General features: G+C 74.3%; 4 protein-coding genes. 1 reads left to right on the top strand and 3 read right to left on the bottom strand.

Annotated features, from left to right (window positions below; genetic code table 11):
- Positions 1-2: 2 nt before the first annotated feature.
- A complete protein-coding gene (locus tag OG627_RS04940) occupies positions 3-803 on the bottom strand; it encodes an ABC transporter ATP-binding protein (RefSeq protein WP_329061786.1) in 801 nt (266 codons plus the stop codon).
- A 360-nt stretch (positions 804-1,163) separates the two neighbouring features.
- Here OG627_RS04940 and OG627_RS04945 point away from each other — a divergent pair, with 360 nt between their 5' ends.
- Positions 1,164-1,436, top strand: coding sequence for a hypothetical protein (locus OG627_RS04945; RefSeq protein ID WP_329061788.1), 273 nt, complete (start codon positions 1,164-1,166; stop codon positions 1,434-1,436).
- Between the two features lie 124 nt (positions 1,437-1,560).
- Here the strand turns inward: OG627_RS04945 and OG627_RS04950 are convergent, their stop codons facing one another.
- A complete protein-coding gene (locus OG627_RS04950) occupies positions 1,561-5,538 on the bottom strand; it encodes a type I polyketide synthase (RefSeq protein WP_329061790.1) in 3,978 nt (1,325 codons plus the stop codon).
- Between the two features lie 58 nt (positions 5,539-5,596).
- Positions 5,597-21,178, bottom strand: a complete 15,582-nt coding sequence (locus tag OG627_RS04955; protein ID WP_329061791.1) for a type I polyketide synthase — start codon at positions 21,176-21,178, stop codon at positions 5,597-5,599.
- Between the last annotated feature and the right edge of the window lie 141 nt (positions 21,179-21,319).

Below are 21,319 nucleotides of genomic sequence, written 5' to 3' on the forward strand. Positions count from 1 at the left end.
CATCAGCGTCGGCCTTCCGCGACGGCGGGAGCCGACTGGAACGCGTCGTCGTCCCAGGCACCCAGACGGGTCATCCGCGCGGCGACGGCCTCGGCGGTGGGCCGGTGCAGCTCCCCGACGAACCGGCCGTCGGCGAGGAACACCACGCGGTCGGCGTACGAGGCGGCCACCGGGTCGTGGGTGACCATGACGAGGGTCTGGCCGATAGAGGTGACGGACTCCCGCAGCAGTCCGAGCACCGCCGCCGCGCTCCGGGTGTCCAGCGCGCCGGTCGGCTCGTCCGCGAACACCACCGCGGGCCGCATGACCAGCGCGCGGGCGATGGCCACCCGCTGCTGCTGGCCGCCGGAGAGCTGGCCGGGCAGATGGCCGAGGCGCTCGGAGAGCCCCACCCGGTCCACCACGTTGCGGATCTGGCTCTTGTCCGGCCGCTTTCCGGCCAGTTGGAGCGGCAGGACGATGTTCTGCATCACCGTCAGCGCCGGCAGCAGGTTGAACGACTGGAAGATGAAGCCGATCCGGTCACGGCGCAGCTTGGTCAGCCGCACCTCGTCCAGCTCCGCGAGGTCCGTGCCACCGACGAGTACCGAGCCCGAGGTGGGCTGGACGAGACCGGCGGCGCAGTGCAGGAACGTGCTCTTGCCGGATCCCGACGGTCCCATCACCGCGGTGAAGGTGCCGGTGCCGAAGCTCATGGTCAGTTCCTTGAGCGCGGCCACCTCGTTGTCGCCCTTGCCGTAGATCTTCCTGACGGCCTGAAGCCGCACCGCCACCGCTTCTCGACTGTTGTCCCGTGTGTGCACTGTGGCCTCTCAACAACGTATGTCACGCACCTCGCGCGAGCTGAGTTCTCACACTAGGAGCGGCCCGCGCACACCACATTGGGTCTAGTAGGTGTATGCGAGGTAGAAGTTTCTCCACCCTGCGGAAAGCTCCGTCTCCGGGGTGGTGACAGCACCACCGTGGGAATGGCTGCCAGCGCTGTTCCACTCTCCGTCACCGGTCGGTAGCGTCGGGTATGACACAGGGGCCGAACGGCGGACCGGACAGCGCAGGGGCAATCGGTCCGCATGGCCACACACCCCCCGAAGGGAATCATGAGTCATGTGCGCGGTGCAGTACGTCGCCAGAGGCCGGCGGGTTGGGCAGCGGTGGAGGCGCGCGTGCGGATGAGGGCCGAACGGGAACTGTCCGCGATCGTGCTGCCCAACGGCCATATCGAGCTGTACTCGCCACGTACCGGGATCCGGCACGAGTGCGGTCCGATCGGCACGGCGATGTGGATCGTACTCCAGCGGCACGGCTGGCGATCCGAACCGGCGGCGCGGGCGCTCGCCGCGCAGTGGGGCTGCGAGCCCGACGAACTGCGCGTCGAAGTGGACGCGTGGGTGCGCCACTTCCGCGCGGCGGGTCTGGTGACCGTCACACCGTCCTGACCCCGGTGGTGGTGCCGGGGTGGGCGAAGGTCGCGCTCGCCCCGGCACCACCGCACACCACCGGGAAGGAAAGCGGCGGTGGCGGGGTCCTGGACCCCGCCACCGCCGCCGGCTCAGCCTTGTCTCACCTTCGCGCCAGCCAGCCGTCGACCGCCTCGGCGGTCGTGGTGGCCGACTCCTCCAGCAGTGTGAAGTGGTTTCCCGGCACCTCGCGCAGTGTGTGTTCGCCGTCCCACGAGGCGCGCCAGTTCTCCGTCCCCGCGCCGGCCGCGAACGAGTCGGTGGGCCGGACGAACAGGACCGGGGCCGACAGCCCGCCCGGCAGGCAGTCCTGGATCAGATCGCTGTACCGGCTCATCGCGGCGAGCCGGGCGGCGCTGAACCGGCCGAAGGACGACTCGCGGTCCAGCATCCCCTGGAACATCTGGCGCCACAGTTCGCTGTCGCCGTCGTCGCCCGGCAGATAGGTGTCCAGCAGGACGACGGCCTCGGCCGGGGTGCCGGCCTTCTCCAGTATCTCGGCGGTCGCGTGCGCGAACTGGCCGCCGGAGGAGTAGCCGAGCAGGACGAACGGATCGCCCCCGGCGGCGGCGCGCACCCCCTCGGCGAACACCTCGACCGCCGCGCCGACGGTCAGGGGCAGCGTCTCGTCCGTACCGAACCCGGGTACGGGCGGTACGACGACCTCGCGGCGGCCCCGGAAGTGCGCGGCGAACCGGGCGTACTGCTGGGCGCCGCCCAGCGCCATCGGTGACGGGAGGCAGATCAGCTTGGGGCCCTCGTCGCCCCGGGCGAGGCGCACCGGCTCGTCCGGGGGCCCGAGTTCGGCCGCCGACGAGAAGCCGGGGAGGATGTCGGCCACCGCGCTCAGCAGCTTGAGGCCCTTCATCATCTGACCCGCCGAGGCCGCCCGGCGCAGCAGGCCGCTGATGGACTCGTCCGGCGCGCCCGCGTCCCCGGTGTGCCCGTCCTCTCCGGTGTGCCCGGCGTCCCCGGTCTCCCCAACGTCCCCGAGAACGAGCTTCTCGTGCAGGTGCTCGGCCAGCGCGGTGGGTGTGGTGTGGTCGAAGACCACACCGGCCGACAGGGGAAGCCCGGTGGTCGTGGCGAGGGCGGCGCGCAGTTCGGCCGCCGACACCGAGTCCAGGCCGGCTTCCAGGAAACCGACGTCCGGCTCGACCAGTTCGGGTCCCGGATGGCCGAGTACGGCGGCGGTCCGTGCCCGCACCAGCCCGGTCAGCAGTTCCACCTGCTCGTGCCGGGACGCGACGGCCAGCCGGTCGCGCAGCGGCTCGACGGCGAGGAGGGAGGGCTCCTGTTCCGCGGCCGGGGACGGCAGTCCCACGGTCAGGGCGACGTCCGCCGCGAGCCAGTACCGCTCGCGCTGGAAGGCGTACGCGGGGACCGGCGCCCGCTCCGTTCCCGGGAAGAGCGCCTGCCAGTCGGGGGCGAGTCCGTCCACGTACAGCCGTGCGATCCCGGAGAGCAGTGCCGTCGTCTCCGGTCCGCGCCGCCGCCCGAGGGGGATGAACTCCGCGGTCGTGCGGTCGACGCACTCCTGGGCCATCCCGGTCAGTACGGCGTCGGGGCCCACCTCCACGAAGCGGTTCACCCCGGCCTCGGCCAGCGCCGCGACCCCCGCCGCGAACCGTACGGGCTCGCGCACGTGCCGTACCCAGTACCCGGGGTCGCGCAGCAGACCGGCGTCAGCCCGGGCGCCGGTCAGGTTGGAGACGAGGGGGATGCGCGGCTCGTGGAAGTCGAGGCCGCTGGCGACCTCGTGGAAGTCCGCGAGCATGTCCTCCATGAGCGGCGAGTGGAACGCGTGCGAGACCTTCAGCCGCTTCGTCTTCCCGAAGCCCTCCGCGATCCGCAGGACCTCGTCCTCGTCGCCGGAGAGCACCACGGCCCGGGGCCCGTTCACCGCGGCCAGCCCGACCCGCCCGGTCAGCAGCGGGCGGACCTCCTCCTCGGCCGCCCGGATCGCGACCATCGCGCCGCCCGGCGGCAGCGCCTGCATCAGCCGGCCCCTGGCCGCGACGAGCCGGCAGGCGTCCTCCAGGGTGAGCACCCCGGCGACATGGGCCGCCGCCAGCTCGCCGATGGAGTGCCCGGCGACGAAGTCCGGCCGCACGCCCCAGGATTCGAGCAGCCGGAAGAGGGCCACCTCGAAGGCGAACAGGCCGGTCTGCGCGTAGAGGGTACGGTCGGCCAGGGCCGCGTCCGTACCGTTCAGGACATCGCCGAGGCCGACGTCGAGCCGGGCCTCCACCTCGTCGAAGGTCTCCGCGAACACCGGGTGGTGTGCGCGCAGTCCGGCGCCCATGCCGAGCCGTTGGGCGCCCTGTCCGGTGAACAGGAAGGCCGTACGGGCACCGGGGCGCGCCCGGCCCCTGATGACGGTGGGCGGGCTGTCCCCGGCGGCCAACGCGCCCAGGGCGTCCAGCAGTTGTGCGCGGTCGGCGCCGACGACGGCGGCCCGGTGGCCGAAGACCGCCTTTCTCGTGCCGAGCGAAGCGGCGAGGGCGGCGGGGGTCAGCTCGGGCCGCTCCTCGACGAAGGCGCGCAGCCGGTCGGCCTGGGCGGGGAGGGCGAGGGCGCCGCGCGCGGACAGCGGCCACACCACGAGGGACGGGGGTGTTTCCGCGGCAGGCCGCTGCTCCTGGGACCGCGCACTGCTCTGGTCCCGGGCACTGCTCTGGTCGTGTGCCCCGTTCTGGTCCCGCGCTCGCTCCGGGGCCGGCTCGGCCGGCGGGGGCTCCTCGATGATGGTGTGGGCGTTGGTGCCGCTGATGCCGAACGAGGAGATCCCGGCCCGGCGCGGGCGCCCGGTCTCAGGCCACTCGCGCTCCTCGGCGAGCAGCCTGACCTCGCCCGCCGACCAGTCCACCTGCTCCGACGGCTCGTCCGCGTACAGGGTCCTGGGCAGCACGCCGTGGCGCATCGCCATGACCATCTTGATGACCCCGGCCACCCCGGCGGCCGCCTGGGTGTGGCCGATGTTCGACTTCACCGACCCGAGCCACAACGGGTTCTCCTCCGGCCGGTCCTGACCGTAGGTCGCGAGCAGCGCCTGCGCCTCGATCGGGTCGCCGAGCGTGGTCCCCGTGCCGTGCGCCTCCACCGCGTCCACGTCACCGGCCGAGAGCCGCGCACTGGCCAGTGCCTGGCGGATCACGCGTTGCTGGGAGGGGCCGTTGGGCGCGGTGAGCCCGTTGGAGGCGCCGTCCTGGTTCACGGCGGAGCCGCGTACCACGGCCAGTACCTCGTGGCCGTTGCGCCGCGCGTCGGAGAGGCGCTCCACCACGAGGAGACCGACGCCCTCCGCGAATCCGGTGCCGTTCGCCTCGGCCGAGAACGACTTGCACCGGCCGTCCGGGGAGAGCGCGCCCTGTCTGCTGAACTCCACGAAGGTGCCGGGCGAGGCCATGACCGTGACTCCGCCGGCCAGCGCGAGGGTGCATTCGCCGTTGCGCAGGGACTGGGCCGCCAGATGCAGCGCCACCAGCGACGACGAGCACGCCGTGTCGATCGACAGCGTCGGACCCTCAAGACCCAACGTGTACGCCACCCGCCCCGACACGATGCTGCCACTGCCGAAACTGCCGAAGTAGTCGTGGTACATCACCCCGGCGAACACACCGGTACGGCTCCCCTTCAGCGATCCGGGGTCGATGCCCGCGCTCTCCAGCGCCTCCCACGCACCCTCCAGCAGCAACCGCTGCTGAGGATCCATCAGCAGCGCGTCACGCGGCCCGATGCCGAAGAACCCGGCGTCGAACTCCCCCGCCTCATGCAGGAATCCGCCCTCGTCGGTGTAGCTCTTGCCCTCGGTCCCCGGCTCGGGGTCGTAGAGGCCGGGGTCCCAGCCCCGGTCGTCGGGGAAGGAGGTGATGCCGTCCCCTCCCCCGGCGACCAGATCCCACAGCTCGTCGGGGCTACCCACCCCGCCGGGGTAGCGGCAGGACATCCCCACGATGGCGATCGGCTCCCGGATCGCGGCGGTCAGGGCGCGGTTGCGCTCCCGCAGCCGGTCGGTCTCCTTGAGCGAAGCGCGGAGGGCTTCGACCATTCTGGTGTCCGGGTTCCCGGGTTGAGCCACGTTCCCACTCCTTGTCACAGGCATTGTCGCGGGGGCTGAGGGTCACAACGGCCCGGGGTCACAGGGCGTCGTCGTCCGCGCCGTCGTCGAGGGCCAGACTGATCAGGCTCTCGGCGTCCATGGCGTCGATCGACGCCCGCTCCTCGGGCCCGGCGCCGTTGCCGTCGCCGTTGTGCGGCCTCATCCCGGCCAGCTCCAGCAGGCTGTCCATCAGCCCGGAGTCACGCAGCTTGGCCAGCGGGATGGCGGTCAGGGCCCGCCGGATGTCGTCCTCCCCCGTGCCGTCGGCGGCGGGGACGGCCGGTGCCAGCGCGGTGGCGAGATGGTCGGCGAGCACCTCCGGGTGGGGGTAGTCGAAGATGAGCGTGGCGGGCAGCCTCAGTCCGGTGACCTCGTTGAGCCGGTTGCGGAACTCGACCGCGGTGAGCGAGTCGAACCCCAGCTCGTTGAAGGCCAGCCCCGGTTCCGGGGCGCCGGTGCCGAGGACTCCGGCCGCCTGCTCCCCGACGACGGCGAGCAGCAGCCCGGCCCGCTCCTCGGGGGCCACCGCCGCCAGTTCGCGCCGCAACGCGGCCGACTCCGTGGACTCGGCCCGTACGGCCCGCCGCGCGGGCGACCTGACCAGGCCGCGCAGCAGCGGCGGCACCCGGCCCGTCCCGGCCATCGCTGCCAGGTCGAGGCGGGCCGGCAGCAGTACGGTCTCCTCGCGGCCGACCGCCGTGTCGAACAGCGCGAGCCCGGCCTCCTCGTCCAGCGCGAGCACCCCGGACCGCGCCAGCCGGCGGGCGTCGGTGTCACCGAGCCGGTCGGCCATGCCACCGCCGGACCACGCGCCCCACGCCAGGGACACACCCGGCAGGCCGCGCGCCGCCCGGTGCGCGGCCAGCGCGTCGAGGTAGGCGTTCGCGGCGGCGTAACCGCCCTGCCCCGGGCTGCCCAGCAGACCGGACGCCGAGGAGAACAGCACGAACGCCGACAGCGGCCGGTCCAGGGTCAGTTGGTGCAGATTCCAGGCCGCGTCCACCTTGGGCCGCAGCACGGCGTCCATCCGCTCGGGGGTGAGCGAGGTGATCGTCGCGTCGTCCAGCACACCGGCGGTGTGGACGACGGCGGAGACGGGATGCTCGGCGAGCACCCGCTCCAGCGCGTCCCGGTCGGCCGCGTCGCAGGCGAGGAGGGTGACCTCGGCGCCGAGTGCGGCCAGTTCCCCGGTGAGCGCGGACGCGCCGGGCGCCTCGGGGCCGCGCCTGCTGAGCAGCAGCAGCTCCGTGACGCCGTGTTCGGTGACCAGATGGCGGGCCACCAGCCGGCCCAGCGCTCCGGTCCCGCCGGTGATCAGCACGGATCCGCCGCCGGGTCCGCCCGTCCAGTCGACGGGCTGGTGGGGCGCGGACAGCGGGGCCCGGTTGAGCCTCGGCGTGCTCGGCGCGCCGGAGCGCAGCGCGGTCTGCGGCTCACCGGACGCGACCACGACGGGGAGCAGCCGGTACGACGCGGCGTGGGCGTCCGCCGGGTCGAGGTCGACCAGCACGATCCGGTCCGGGTGTTCGGACTGCGCGGAGCGGACGAGTCCCCACGCGGTGGCGCCCGCCAGGTCCGTGACGTCCTCCCCGGGGAGGGCGACGGCGCCGCTCGTCACCACGACGAGGGTCGAGTCGGCGAACCGCTCGTCGGCCAGCCAGGACCGCAGCCGCTCCAGCAGCGCTCCGGCCCCGGCGCGGACCGCGTCCGGATCGCCTTCGGCGGTGTACGGGAGGACGACCGTGTCGACCGGTCCCGCCGCCGCGGCCTCTTCGAGTCCGGCGGCGGTGTGGACCACCGCGACCTCGCCCGCCAGCGCTTCGGCCGCGTCCCGCGCGTCCGTACCGAGCACCACCCAGTGTCCCGCGGACGGCACGGCGTCGGCCGGCGAGCCGACCCACTCGACGGCGAACAGCGAGTCGTGGCGGCCCGCCGCGGCCGAGGCCAGCCGGTCGGCGGAGATCTCGCGGAGCACCAGGGACTCGACGCCGAGCACCGGCACCCCGGCGCCGTCGGTGGCCTCGATCCGTACGGAGCCGGACGTGCCGGAGGTGATCCGTACCCGCAGCGCGGTCGCGCCGGCCGCGTACAGCTCCACACCGCTCCACGCGAACGGCAGTGTCATCCGCTCGGCCGCGCCCTCGCGCAGTCCGATCGCGTGCAGCGCGGCGTCGAACAGCGCGGGGTGGATACCGAGGGCGGCGGCGGAGTCCGGGGAGCCCACCGCGTCCTGACCGGGGTCGACGGCGATCTCGGCGTACACCTCGTCGCCCTGGCGCCAGGCGGCGCGCAGCCCCTGGAAGCGCGGTCCGTAGTCGGCTCCCAGCTCGGCCAGCCGTTCGTACGTCCCCGTCAGATCGAGCGGTTCCGCGCCGGCCGGCGGCCAGGAGGTGAGGGCGAACGGCGCCTCCTCGCGGGCCGCGCGCAGCAGGCCGGTGGCGTGGCAGGTCCACGGCGCGTCGTCCCCCGCCCAGGAGTGGACCTGGAAGGTGCGGGCGCCGGAGGCGTCGGGGGCGCCGACGGTGCACTGGAGCCGTACGGCCGCGTCGGCGGGCAGGAGGAGCGGCTCGGCGATGGTCAGCTCCTCGACGGCGCCGCAGCCGACGGAAGCGCCGGCGGCCAGGGCCATCTCCACGAACGCGGTGCCGGGGAGCAGCACGGCCCCGCCGACGGCGTGGTCGGCCAGCCATGGATGGTCGCGCAGCGAGAGGCGGCCGGTGTACAGCACCCCTTCTGTTCCGGCGAGTTCGACGGCCGTGCCGAGCAACGGGTGGTCGACGGGACCCTGTTGGCCGGTGACGGACTCCATCCAGTAGCGGGTGCGCCGGAAGGCGTAGGTGGGCAGGTCGGTCCCGGGTCCCGCCGGGAGCAACTCGGCCCATTCCACGGCGACTCCGTGCGTGTGGAGCGCGCCGAGCGCGGTGAGCACGGCGGCTGTCTCGTCCTTGTCCTTGCGCAGCAGCGGGATCAGCGCCGCGTCGCCGGTGAGGCATTCGGCGGCCATCGCGGTGAGCACCCCGCCGGGGCCGATCTCGGCGAACCGCCGCGCCCCCGCCTCTTCGAGGGCGCGCACGGCGTCGGCGAACCGCACCGCGTCGCGGGCGTGGCGTACCCAGTACTCGGGCGAGCCGATCTCCTCGGCGGTGATCCGGTCCCCGGTCAGGGCCGATACGAGGGGGATGCGCGGGGGCAGATAGGTGAGGCCGGCGGCGATCTCCCGGAACTCGTCGAGCACGGGATCCATCAGTGGTGAGTGGAAGGCGTGCGAGACGTTGAGTTCCTTGGTGCGTGCGAAGCGTCCCGCGATCGCCCGTACGGCCCGCGCCTCGCCGGAGAGCACGACGGATTCGGGTCCGTTGACGGCGGCGACGGACACCTGGTCGGTGAGCAGCGGTGCGATCTCGTCCTCGCGGGCGTTGACCGCGACCATCGCGCCGCCCCCGGGCAGCGCCTGCATCAGCCGGCCGCGCGCGGCGACGAGGGTCGCGGCGTCCGCGAGGGACCAGACCCCGGCCACGTGCGCGGCGGCGAACTCCCCGACGGAGTGCCCGGCCAGCAGATCGGGCCGTACGCCCCACGATTCGAGCAGCCGGAACAGCGCGACCTCGACGGCGAACAGCGCCGGCTGGGTGTACTCGGTCCTGGCGAGCAGCTCGCCGTCGGCCAGTACCTCGCGCAGCGGGCGCTCCAGCAGCGGGTCGAGATGGCCGCACACCTCGTCGAGGGCGCGGGCGAAGGCGGGGAAGGTCCCGGCCAGTTCGAGCCCCATCGAGGCGCGCTGCGATCCCTGTCCGGAGAACAGGAACGCGAGCTTGGCGTCGGTCGCCGCCGCGGTGGTGACGGAGGCCGAGGAGAGGCCGTCGGCCAACGCCCGCAGACCGGCGAGGAGTTCCTCGTGGTGCTGCCCGGTCACCGAGGCCCGGTGGGTGAGCGCGGTGCGTGCCGTGGCGAGGGCGCCGGCGATCTCGTGCGGAGCGGGTTCCCGGTCGCGGTCCGTGCGCGTGAGGTACGTGTGCAGCCGGTCGGCCTGGGCGCGCAGCGCCTCCTCGGTGTGTCCGGAGAGCAGCCAGGGGGCGCCCGCCACGGGGGTGTTGTCCTGCCCGTCGCCGGGTTCGGCGGTGCGGTCGTCGGCGGGTTCGGCGGCGGCGTCGGCCGCCTCGATCACCACGTGCGCGTTGGTGCCGCTGATCCCGAACGACGAGATCCCCGCGCGGCGCGGATGGTCGCGCTCGGGCCAGGCGCGGGACTCGGTGAGCAGCCGTACGTGGCTGTCGGTCCAGTCGACGTGCCGGGAGGGCTCGTCCACGTGCAGCGTCTTGGGGAGCACACCGTTCCGGATGGCCTGCACCATCTTGATCACACCGGCCACGCCTGCGGCCGCCTGCGTATGGCCGATGTTGGACTTGACGGAGCCGAGCCACAGCGGGCTGTCCTCGGTGTGTTCCCGGCCGTACGTGGCGATCAGCGCCTGCGCCTCGATGGGGTCGCCGAGGGTGGTGCCCGTGCCGTGCGCCTCGACCACGTCGACCTCGCCGCCGGACACACCGGCCGACGCGAGGGCGCGGCGGATGACGCGCTGCTGGGCGGGGCCGTTGGGGGCGCTCAGTCCGTTGGAGGCGCCGTCCTGGTTGACGGCGGTGCCGCGCAGCAGGGCGAGCACCTGGTGGCCGTTGCGGCGGGCGTCGGAGAGCCGCTCCAGCAGCAGGACGCCCGCGCCCTCGCCGAATCCGGTGCCGTTGGCGGAGTCAGCGAACGGGCGGCACCGGCCGTCGCGCGACAGCCCGCGCCTGCGGCTGAACTCGACGAAGGTGCCGGGGGTCGCCATCACCGTCACCCCGCCGGCGAGGGCGAGTGTGCAGTCGCCCTGGCGCAGCGACTGGGCCGCGAGATGCAGCGCCACCAGGGACGACGAGCAGGCGGTGTCGACCGAGATGGTGGGGCCTTCGAGCCCGAGTGTGTAGGCGACGCGTCCCGAGACCACACTGCCGGAGCCGAAGCTCTCGAAGTAGTCGTGGTACATGACACCGGCGAACACACCGGTGGCGCTGCCCCGCAGCCGGGCGGGGTCGATGGCGGCGCGCTCCAGCGCCTCCCAGGCCGTCTCCAGCAGCAGCCGCTGCTGCGGGTCGGTGATGAGGGCCTCTTCGGGGTCCATGGCGAAGAACGCGGGGTCGAAGTCCCCGGCGTCGTAGAGGAAGGCGCCTTCCTTGGCGTAGCTGGTGCCCGGCCGGTCGAGGGTCGGGTCGTAGAGGGTGTCCAGGTCCCAGCCCCGGTCGGCGGGGAACTCGCCGACGGCGTCGGTCCCTTCGGCGACCAGCCGCCACAGCTCCTCCGGCGAGTCGACCCCGCCGGGGAAGCGGCAGCTCATGGAGATGATCGCGATGGGATCGTCGTCGGTGGCGGCGGGGGCGGGTGCCCAGGACGCCGTCTCCTGGCTCGCGGCGAGCCCTTCGACGAGTTCCCCGAGGAGGTAGCGGGCCAGTTCGACCGGGGTGGGGTGGTCGAAGACGAGGGTGGCGGGGAGCCGCAGGTCCGTGGCCGTGGTGAGCCCGTTGCGCAGTTCCACGGCGGCCAGCGAGTCGAAGCCCAGCTCGCGGAAGGCCGTGGAGCGGCCGACCGTCTCCAGGGAGCGGTGGCCGAGGATCGTGGCGACATGGCCGCGTACGAGATCGACCAGTACGGGTTCGCGTTCGGTCTCCGGCAGTGCGGCGAGGCGGCGCCGCAGCGAGTCCGCGCCGCCGGCGGGAGCGCCGGCCGTGCTCTGCCGCCGTACCGGCACCAGGCCGCGGAAGAGCGGGGCGAGGCCCTCGCCCTGGGCGCGCAGCCCGGCCGGTTCCAGCTTCATCGGCAGCACCGCCGGGTCGGGCGAGCGCAGCGCGGCGTCGAAGAGGGCGAGGCCCTCGTCGGTCTCCAGCGCCGCCACCCCGCCCCGGGAGATCCGGGACCGGTCGGTGTCGTCGAGGGTGCCGGTCATCCCGCTGGCGTGCGCCCACAGTCCCCAGGCCATGGAGACGGCGGGCAGCCCGAGGTCCCGGCGGTGCCCGGCCAGCGCGTCGAGATAGGCGTTGGCCGCGGCGTAGTTGGCCTGGCCGGGCGAGCCGAGGGTGCCGGAGGCGGAGGAGAAGAGCACGAACGCCCGCAGGTCGAGCCCGGCGGTCAGTTCGTGCAGGTTGGCGGCCGCGTCCACCTTGGGGCGCAGCACGGTGTCGAGCCGTTCGGGGGTGAGGGAGGAGAGCACACCGTCGGCGAGCACCCCGGCCGCGTGGACGACGGCGGTCAGGGGCCGTTCGGCCGGGATCGCGGCCAGTACGGCGGCGAGGGCGTCGCGGTCCGCGACATCGCAGGCGGCCGATTCCACGGCAGCGCCCAGCGCGGTCAGCTCGGCGACGAGTTCCGGGTCGGCGCCGCGCCGGCTGGCCAGCAGCAGGTGGGTGGCGCCCCATTCGGTCACCAGACGGCGGGCGACGATACCGCCGAGCGCGCCGCTCGCGCCGGTCACCAGTACGGTGCCGGGGCCGTCGCCGTACTGTCCGAGGTCCAACGGCGGCTGTTCCACGGGCACGTCGGCCCTGACGAGCCTGGGCAGGTGGACGGCGCCGTCCCGGAGCGCGACGTGTGGCTCCCCGGCGGCGACGGCCGAGGCGAGGAGGGCGTCCGTGACCGGGGAGCCGTCCGTCTCGACGAGGACGATCCGGTCGGGGTTCTCGGACTGCGCCGAGCGGACCAGACCGCCGACGGCGGCTCCGGCCAGATCGGCGCCCGCGACCACCACCAGGGTGGCGTCGGCGAACCGGTCGTCGGCCAGCCGCTCGCGCAGCCCGTCGAGTACGGCGCCGATGGCGGCCCTGACCTCGGTGGCGCTCATCCCTGCCGGGGTGTGCAGCACCTCCGGGCCGGGTGTGGTGGTGGCGGGTGTGGTGGCGGCGGGCGCGGTGGTGCCCGGCGCCGGGATCCAGTCGACGCGGTAGAGCGAGCCGGCGCGGGCCGACCTGGCGGCGGCGGCGAGCTGCTCCGCCGGGATGGGCCGCAGCGCGAGGGCGCCGATCGTCGCCACGGGCGCCCCGGTGGCGTCCGCGACCGTCAGGGACACCGTGGCCCCGGATCCGGACCCCGAGCCGGTGGGCCGCAGCCGTACCCGCAGGTCCGTCGCCCCGGTGGCGTGCAGCTGCACCTCGGACCAGACGAACGGCAGCAGGGCGTCGTCGCCCGCCGCCCCGGTCAGACCGACCGCGTGCAGCGCGGCGTCCGAGAGCGCCGGGTGCAGCCCGTACCCGTCGACCTGCTGGGCGGGGCCCACCTCGGCGTACACCTCGTCGCCGAGCAGCCAGGCGGCCCGCAGGCCCTGGAAGGCGGGCCCGTAGCGCAGTCCGGCCTCGGCGAGCCGGTCGTACAGCCCGTCCAGGTCGACCGGCCGGGCGCCGGTGGGCGGCCAGACGGCGAGTTCCGGCTCCGGCGGAGTGCCGCCAGGTGCCAGCAGTCCGTCGGCGTGCCGGGTCCACGGCTGGTCGTCGGCCGCGCTCTCGGGGCGCGAGTAGACGGTGACCGGGCGGACGGACTCCTCGGCCGCGCCGACCACGACCTGCAACTGGGTCGCGCCGTGCTCGGGCAGCACCAGGGGTGCGTGGAGGGTCAGTTCGGCGACGCGTCCGCAGCCGACCTGGTCGCCGGCGCGCACGGCCAGTTCGAGGTATCCGGTGCCGGGGAAGATCGTCTCCCCGCCGACCACATGGTCCGCCAGCCAGGGGTGGGTTCCGGTCGCCAGCCGCCCGGTGAGCACCACCCCGTCGGTGTCGGCGCGCTCCATCGCGGCGCTCAGCAGCGGGTGGTCGGTCTGGGTGAGACCGGCCGAGGTGACGTCCCCGCCGCCCGCCGCGCTGTCCAGCCAGAACCGCTCGTGCTGGAAGGCGTACGTGGGCAGTTCGACCCGGCGCGGCCGGGGGCCGTCGAGCAGGACGCCCCAGTCGACGCTCACACCGTGGGCGTACGCCTCACCGAGCGCGCCGACGAAGCGGGGCTGCCCGCCGTCGTCCCGGCGCAGAGTGCCGACGGCGCTCACCGCGTCGTCCGTCTCCTGGATGCCGACGGTGAGCACCGGGTGCGGGCTGGACTCGATGAACACACCGTGGCCCGCCGCGATGGCCGCCTTGGTGGCCTGCTCGAACAGGACGGTACGGCGCAGGTTGGTGTACCAGTACTCGGCGTCCAGCTCGGTGGTGTCGATGAGCGCGCCGGTGACCGTCGAGTAGAACGGCACCTCGGAGGGGCGCGGCGCGACCTCGGCCAGGGTGTCGAGCAGCCGTTCGCGGATGGACTCGACCTGCGCGGAGTGCGAGGCGTAGTCCACCGGCAGCCGCTTGACCCGGACGCCCTCCTCCTTGAGCTGGTCGCGCAGCAGGTCCAGCGCGTCGAGGAAGCCGGAGACCACGGTGGATCCCGCGCCGTTGAAGGCCGCGACCGAGAGCTGTCCCTCCCAGTCGGCGGCGAGCCGCTCGGCGAGCGCCTCGGCGGGCAGGGCGACCGACATCATGCCGCCTCCGCCGGACAGGTCGTCGGCGATGGCCTTGCTGCGCAGGGTGACGATACGGGCGCCGTCCTCCAGGGTGAGGGCCCCGGCGACCACGGCCGCCGCGATCTCGCCCTGGGAGTGGCCGATCACGGCCGCGGGCCGTACTCCGTACGCGGACCAGGTCCGGGCCAGCGAGACCATGACCGCCCACAGCACCGGCTGGACGATGTCCACCCGGTCCAGCGGGCCGCTGAGTTCGGTGAGCAGGTCCCACTCGACGTACGGCGCGCAGGCGGCGCCGCACTCGTCCATGCTCCGCGCGAACTCGGGCGAGGACGCGAGGAGTTCGGTGGCCATGCCGGACCACTGCGAGCCCTGTCCCGGGAACACGAACACCGGTCGCGCGGTGCCGGCGGCGACGCCCTCGGCGATCCCGGGCGCCGAGACGCCCTCGGCGAGCGCGGCGAGGGAGTCGCGCAGTTCGGTACGGTCCGTGCCGGAGACGGCGGCCCGGTAGGCGAAGTGCGCACGGGCGGTGGCGAGCGAGGAGCCGATGTCCGAGGGGGTCAGCTCCGGGTGGGCGTCGACGTACGCGAGCAGCCGCCCGGCCTGGGCGGGCAGCGCCGCGCGGGTCTTCGCGGACAGCAGCCACGGTACGGGGGCACCGGCGGGCCGCTCGGGGGCGGACGTCCGCCGCGGTGCGGTGTCGCGCGGGGGCTCCTCGATGATGGTGTGGGCGTTGGTGCCGCTGATGCCGAACGAGGAGATCCCGGCCCGGCGCGGGCGCCCGGTCTCCGGCCACTCGCGCTCCTCGGTCAGCAGCCTCACCTCACCGGCCGACCAGTCCACCTGGTCCGACGGCTCGTCCACATGCAGCGTCCTCGGCAGCACCCCGTGCCGCATCGCCAGCACCATCTTGATCACACCCGCCACCCCGGCCGCGGCCTGCGTGTGACCGATGTTCGACTTGATCGAACCGAGCCACAACGGGCTCTCCTCCGACCGGTCCTGACCGTAGGTCGCGAGCAGCGCCTGCGCCTCGATCGGATCACCGAGCGTGGTCCCCGTACCGTGCGCCTCCACCACGTCGACGTCGGCGGTCGTCAGCCGGGCGTTCTCCAGGGCCTGTTCGATGACGCGTTGCTGGGAGGGGCCGTTGGGGGCGGTGAGCCCGTTGGAGGCGCCGTCCTGGTTCACGGCCGTGCCGCGTACCACGGCCAGTACCTCGTGGCCGTTGCGCCGCGCGTCCGAGAGCCGCTCGACGGCGAGCACGCCGACGCCCTCGCCCCAGACGGTGCCGCTCGCCCCGGTCGCGAAGGCGCGGCAGGTGGCGTCGGCGGCCAGGGCGCCCTGGCGGCTGAACTCGACGAAGGTGTCGGGGGTGGCCATCACGGCGACCCCGCCGACCAGGGCGAGGGTGCATTCGCCGTTGCGCAGGGACTGGGCCGCCAGATGCAGCGCCACCAGCGACGACGAGCACGCCGTGTCGATCGACAGCGTCGGACCCTCAAGACCCAACGTGTACGCCACCCGCCCCGACACGATGCTGCCACTGCCGAAACTGCCGAAGTAGTCGTGGTACATCACCCCGGCGAACACACCGGTACGGCTCCCCTTCAGCGATCCGGGGTCGATGCCCGCGCTCTCCAGCGCCTCCCACGCACCCTCCAGCAGCAACCGCTGCTGCGGGTCCATCAGCAGTGCCTCGCGCGGGCTGATGCCGAAGAACGCGGCGTCGAACTCCCCCGCCTCATGCACGAATCCGCCCGAGCGCACATAGGTGGTGTCGGGGCGCTCGCCGGTCGGGTCGTAGATGCGGTCGGTGTCCCAGCCGCGGTTGTCCGGGAACTCCGAGATGGCGTCGGTGCCGTCCGCGACGAGCTGCCACAGCTCGCCCGGCGACGCGACACCGCCGGGGTAGCGGCAGGACATGCCGACGATGGCGAGCGGTTCGTCGGCCCGTACCGCCTTGGTGCGGGTGCGCTTGCGCGGTCCCGCCTGCTCGCCGCCGAGCCGCCCGGCGAGATACGTCGCGAGCGCGTCCGGCGAGGGGTAGTCGAAGACGAGCGTCGCGGGCAGCCGCTGTCCGGTCTCGGCGGTGAGCGCGTTGCGCAGTTCGATCGCGGCGAGCGAGTCGAAGCCGAAGTCCTTGAAGGCGCGCCCCGGTTCGATCGCCTCGGGCGTGGTGTGCCCGAGTACGGCGGCCACCTGGACCCGCACCAGGTGCAGCAGCGCGTCGGCGCGCTCGGTGTCCGTCAGCTCCGCCATCCGCTCGGCGAAGGTGAACTCGGTGTCCTCGGCCGACGCTTCGCGCCGTACCGTACGGCCGCCGACGAGCGCGCGGAACACCGGGGCGAGCGCGGCGCCCTGGCCGCGCAGCGCGGCGAGGTTCAGCCGTACGGGGGCGACGGCGGGGTGGGTGGTGCGGCGGGCGAGATCGAAGAGGGCGACGCCCTCCTCGACGGTCAGCTCCGTCATACCGCCGCGCGAGATCCTGGCGCGGTCCGCGTGGTCGAGGCCGCTGGTCATGCCGCCGGCCGGGACCCAGGGCCCCCAGGCGAGCGAGAGCGCGGGCGCGCCCTGGGCGCGGCGGTGGGCGGCGAGCGCGTCGAGGAACGCGTTGGCGGCGGCGTAGTTGCCCTGTCCGGGGGCGCCGACCACCCCGGCCACCGAGGAGAACAGCACGAAGGCGGCAAGGTTCTGATTCTTCGTCAGCTCATGGAGGTTCAGCGCACCTTCGACCTTGGGCCGCAGTACGGCGTCGATCCGCTCGGGGGTCAGGGAGGCGACCACCCCGTCGTCGAGGATGCCCGCGGCGTGCACGACGGCGGTGAGGGGATGTGCGGCGGGGACGGCGGCCAGTACCCCGGCCAGCGCGTCGCGGTCCGCCACGTCGCAGGCGGCGACCGCGGCGTGGGCGCCGAGCCCGGTCAGCTCCTCGACCAGGGCGTCGGCGGCGCCGCTCCGGCTGAGCAGCAGCAGCCTGCGCACCCCGAGCCGGGTGACCAGATGCCTGGCCAGTACGGGTCCGAGCCCCCCGGTGGCGCCGGTCAGCAGGACGGTGCCCTCCGGGTCGAGATCGGGGCCGAGTTCGGCGGGGTCCTCGGCGGCGAGCTCGGCGCCGGTCAGCCGGGCGGCGTACGGCACACCGTCCCGTACCGCGATCTGGGGCTCGCCCGAGGCGAGGAGCGAGGGGAGGAGCGCGTCGGCGTCCGGGACGGCGGTGTCGAGGTCCACCAGGACGAAGCGGTCGGGGTTCTCCGACTGCGCGGAGCGCACCAGGCCCCACACGGCTGCGCCCGCCCGGTCGGTGACGTCCTCGCCCGCGGCCGAGACCGCGCCGCGCGTGACGACGGCCAGGGGGCGGGGGTCGTCGTCCTGGAGCGCGGCGAGCGCGGTGTGCGCCGCCGCGCGTACGGCCTCGGCGTCGGTGCCGGGGGCGGTGTGCAGGGTGCGGTACTCGATGTCCTGGCCGTCCTCGGCGGGCTGGAGCGGGGTCCAGTCGAGCCGGTACAGGCCGTCGGCCGAACGAGCCTGCGAGGGGCGGAGGTTGGTCAGCGGACGGGAGGCCAGCGAGGTGACGGTGGCGACGGGGGCGCCGGCGGCGTCGGCGAGGTCGACGGCGAAGGCGTGGGTTCCGGACGGGGTGAGCCGTACGCGCAGCACGGAGGCGCCCACGGCGTGCAGGGACACCCCGGAGAACATGAACGGCAGCCGGGCCGTCTCGTCGTCGGAGCCGTCGCCGATGAGCGCGAGCGCGTGCAGCGCGGCGTCGAAGGCGGCCGGGTGGAGTCCGAAGCGGCCCGCGTCGGCCGCGGGTCCCTCGGGCAGCCGTACCTCGGCGAACACCTCGTCGGCGCGGCGCCAGGCGGCGCGCAGACCCTGGAAGGCCGGGCCGTAGCGCAGGCCGGAGGCGGCGTGCTTCTCGTACAGGCCCCGCACTTCGAGGGGTTCGGCGTCCGCCGGGGGCCATTCGGTGAGCGGCTCGCCGGGCAGCGCGGGGCCGTGGGCGAGCAGTCCGGCGGCGTGCAGGGTCCACGGCTCGTCGACGGCAGCGCTCTCGTCGCGCGAGTGGACGCTGACGGTGCGGGCGCCGGACGCGTCGGGGGCGCCGACGGTCACCTGTACCCGTACGCCCGCGTCCTCGGGGAGGATCAGCGGGACTTCGAGGGCCAGCTCCTCCAGCCGGCCGCAGCCGACCTGGTCGCCGGCCCTGACGGCGAGTTCGACCATGGCGGTGCCGGGCAGGACGACGGAGTCGCCGACGACGTGGTCGGCCAGCCAGGGGTGGGTGCGCACCGCGAGCCGGCCGGTGAGGACCGCGCCGTCGGAGTCCGCCAGCATGGTGGCCGCGCCGAGCAGCGGGTGGTCGGCCGGGTCGAGGCCCGCCGAGCCGACATCGCCGGCCGAGGGGGGCACGTCGGCCCAGAAGCGGTCGCGCTGGAAGGCGGTGGTGGGCAGGTCGACGCGGGCCGCGCCGTCGAACAGGGCGCTCCAGTCGGGCGAGGAGCCACCGATGTGGAGGTGGGCGACGGCGGTCAGCAGGGTCCCCGTCTCGGGGCGCTCGCGCCGGGTGGCGGAGGCCAGCACGGCGTCCTCGGCGCGCTCGGGGCCGAGGCACTCGCGGGCCATCGCGGTCAGGACGGCGTCGGGGCCCAGCTCCAGGAAGCGGGTGACGCCCGCCTCCTCCAGGGCGCGCACACCGTCGTGGAACCGCACCGCGGCGCGCACGTGGCGCACCCAGTACCCGGGGGAGGCCAGCTCGTCGGTGGCGAGCCGTCCGGTCACGTTCGACACCACGGGCACGGTCGCCCTGGCATAGGTCAGCGACTCGGCGACGGCGCGGAACTCCGCGAGCATCGGCTCGATCAGCGGGGAGTGGAAGGCGTGCGAGACGGGGAGCCGCTTGGTCTTCGCGAACCGGGCGGCCAGCTCCACGACGGCCGCCTCGTCGCCCGAAACGACCACGGAGCGCGGGCCGTTGACGGCGGCGATGTCCACGCCCTCGGTGAGCAGCGGGGTCACCTCGTCCTCGGTGGCCTGTACGGCGATCATCGCGCCGCCGGGCGGCAGGGCGCCCATCAGCCGGCCGCGCGCCGCGACGAGGGTGGCCGCGTCCGGCAGGGAGAGCACTCCGGCGACATGGGCGGCGGCCAGCTCGCCGATGGAGTGGCCCGCCAGATAGTCGGGGCGCAGCCCCCAGGACTCGACCAGCCGGAACAGGGCCACCTCGACGGCGAACAGCGCTGCCTGGGTGTGTTCCGTACGGTTCAGCGGCTCGGGGTCGGTGCCGAAGACGAGGTCGCGCAGTCCGGCGCCGAAGTGGCCGCAGATCTCGTCGAACGCGGCGGCGAAGACGGGGAACTCCGCGTACAGCTCCCGGCCCATGCCGGGGCGCTGGGAGCCCTGGCCGGTGAAGAGGAAGGCGGTGAGCCCCTTGACGGTGCGGCCGCGCGGCACCCCGGCGGAGCCGTCCGCGACGGCGGTCAGCCCGCTCAGCAGCTGCTCGCGGTCCTGTCCGAGGACGACGGCGCGGTACTGGTGGGCGGTCCTGGTGGTGGCCAGGGAGTACGCGGCGTCCACGGGGTCCGCGGCGGCGAGGGCGGTCAGGAGGCGGGCGGCCTGGGCGCGCAGTGCCTCGGGGGTGCGTCCGGAGACCAGCCACGGGAGGGTCGAGGGGGCGGTGACGGGAGTGGGCGCGGCCCCGGGGTCCTCGCCGGTGGTCTCCGGGGGTGCCTGCTCGATGATGGTGTGCGCGTTGGTGCCGCTCGCGCCGAACGACGAGACGCCGGCCCGGCGCGGCCGGTCGGCCTCGGGCCACGGCCGGGTCTCGGAGAGCAGCGCGACCTGGCCCGCCGTCCAGTCGACCTGGTCGGAGGGCCGGTCGACGTGGAGGGTCCGGGGCAGCACGCCGTGGCGTATCGCCATGACCATCTTGATCACACCGGCCACCCCGGCGGCGGCCTGGGTGTGGCCGATGTTGGACTTGACCGAGCCGAGCCACAGCGGCTGTCCCTCGGGCCGGCCCCGGCCGTAGGTCGCGAGCAGTGCCTGTGCCTCGATCGGGTCGCCGAGCGTGGTGCCGGTGCCGTGCGCCTCGACCGCGTCGACGTCCGCCGCGTTCAGTCCGGCGCTCGCCAGTGCCTGGCGGATCACGCGTTGCTGGGAGGGGCCGTTGGGCGCGGTGAGCCCGTTGGAGGCGCCGTCCTGGTTCACGGCGGAGCCGCGTACCACCGCCAGTACCTCGTGGCCGTTGCGCCGCGCGTCCGAGAGCCGCTCCAGCAGCAGCATCCCGGCGCCCTCGCCCCAGCCGGTGCCGTCGGCGGCGTCGGCGAAGGACTTGCAGCGGCCGTCGAGCGCCAGTCCGCGCTGGCGGCTGAAGGCGACGAAGGAGCCGGGGGTGGACATCACCGTCGCGCCGCCGGCCAGCGCGAGGGTGCACTCCTTCTGCCGCAGCGCCTGGACGGCCAGATGCAGGGCGACCAGGGCGGAGGAGCAGGCCGTGTCGATGGTGACGGCGGGGCCCTCGATGCCGAGGGTGTAGGAGATGCGTCCCGAGATCACCGCGGCGAGGCTGCCGGTGCCGAGGGCCGCCTCGGTGTCCTGCGGCAGCTTCGCCAGCAGATCGCGGTAGTCCTGTCCGTTGGTGCCCGCGAACACCCCGACGCGCGCGCCGGCGACCGAGTCCGGCGCGATTCCCGCGCGCTCCAGCGCCTCCCAGGAGACTTCGAGCAGCAGCCGCTGCTGCGGGTCCATGGCGATGGCCTCGCGCGGGGAGATACCGAAGAAGTCCGGCTCGAACTCCCCCGCGTCGTGCAGGAATCCGCCCCTGCGCACATAGCTCTTGCCGGCCGCGTCGGGGTCCGGGTCGTAGAGCGAGGCGATGTCCCAGCCCCGGTTGTCCGGGAAGTCGGTGATGGCGTCGGTGCCGTCGTGGACCAGCCGCCAGAACTCCTCCGGGGTGCTGACACCGCCCGGGAAGCGGCAGCTCATCCCGACGATGGCGATCGGTTCCTTCTCCTCGGTCTCCACCTCGCGCAGCCGCTGCCGAGTCTGGTGCAGATCCGCGGAGACCCTCTTGAGATAGTCGAGCAGCTTGTCATCGTTGGTCATCGCGTGTCGCCACTTCTGTGCGGAAGGGTTGGCCTCTGGCGGGTGCGCGGGGGCCGGCGGACCGGGCGGCGGTACGGGCCCGGGACCGGGGACGGGAGCGGGCGGTACGGTCGCGGGACGGCCGTACCGCCCGGTCACCTG

Origin of the sequence: Streptomyces sp. NBC_01429 (assembly GCF_036231945.1) — a bacterium.
Classification (GTDB): Bacteria; Actinomycetota; Actinomycetes; order Streptomycetales; family Streptomycetaceae; genus Streptomyces.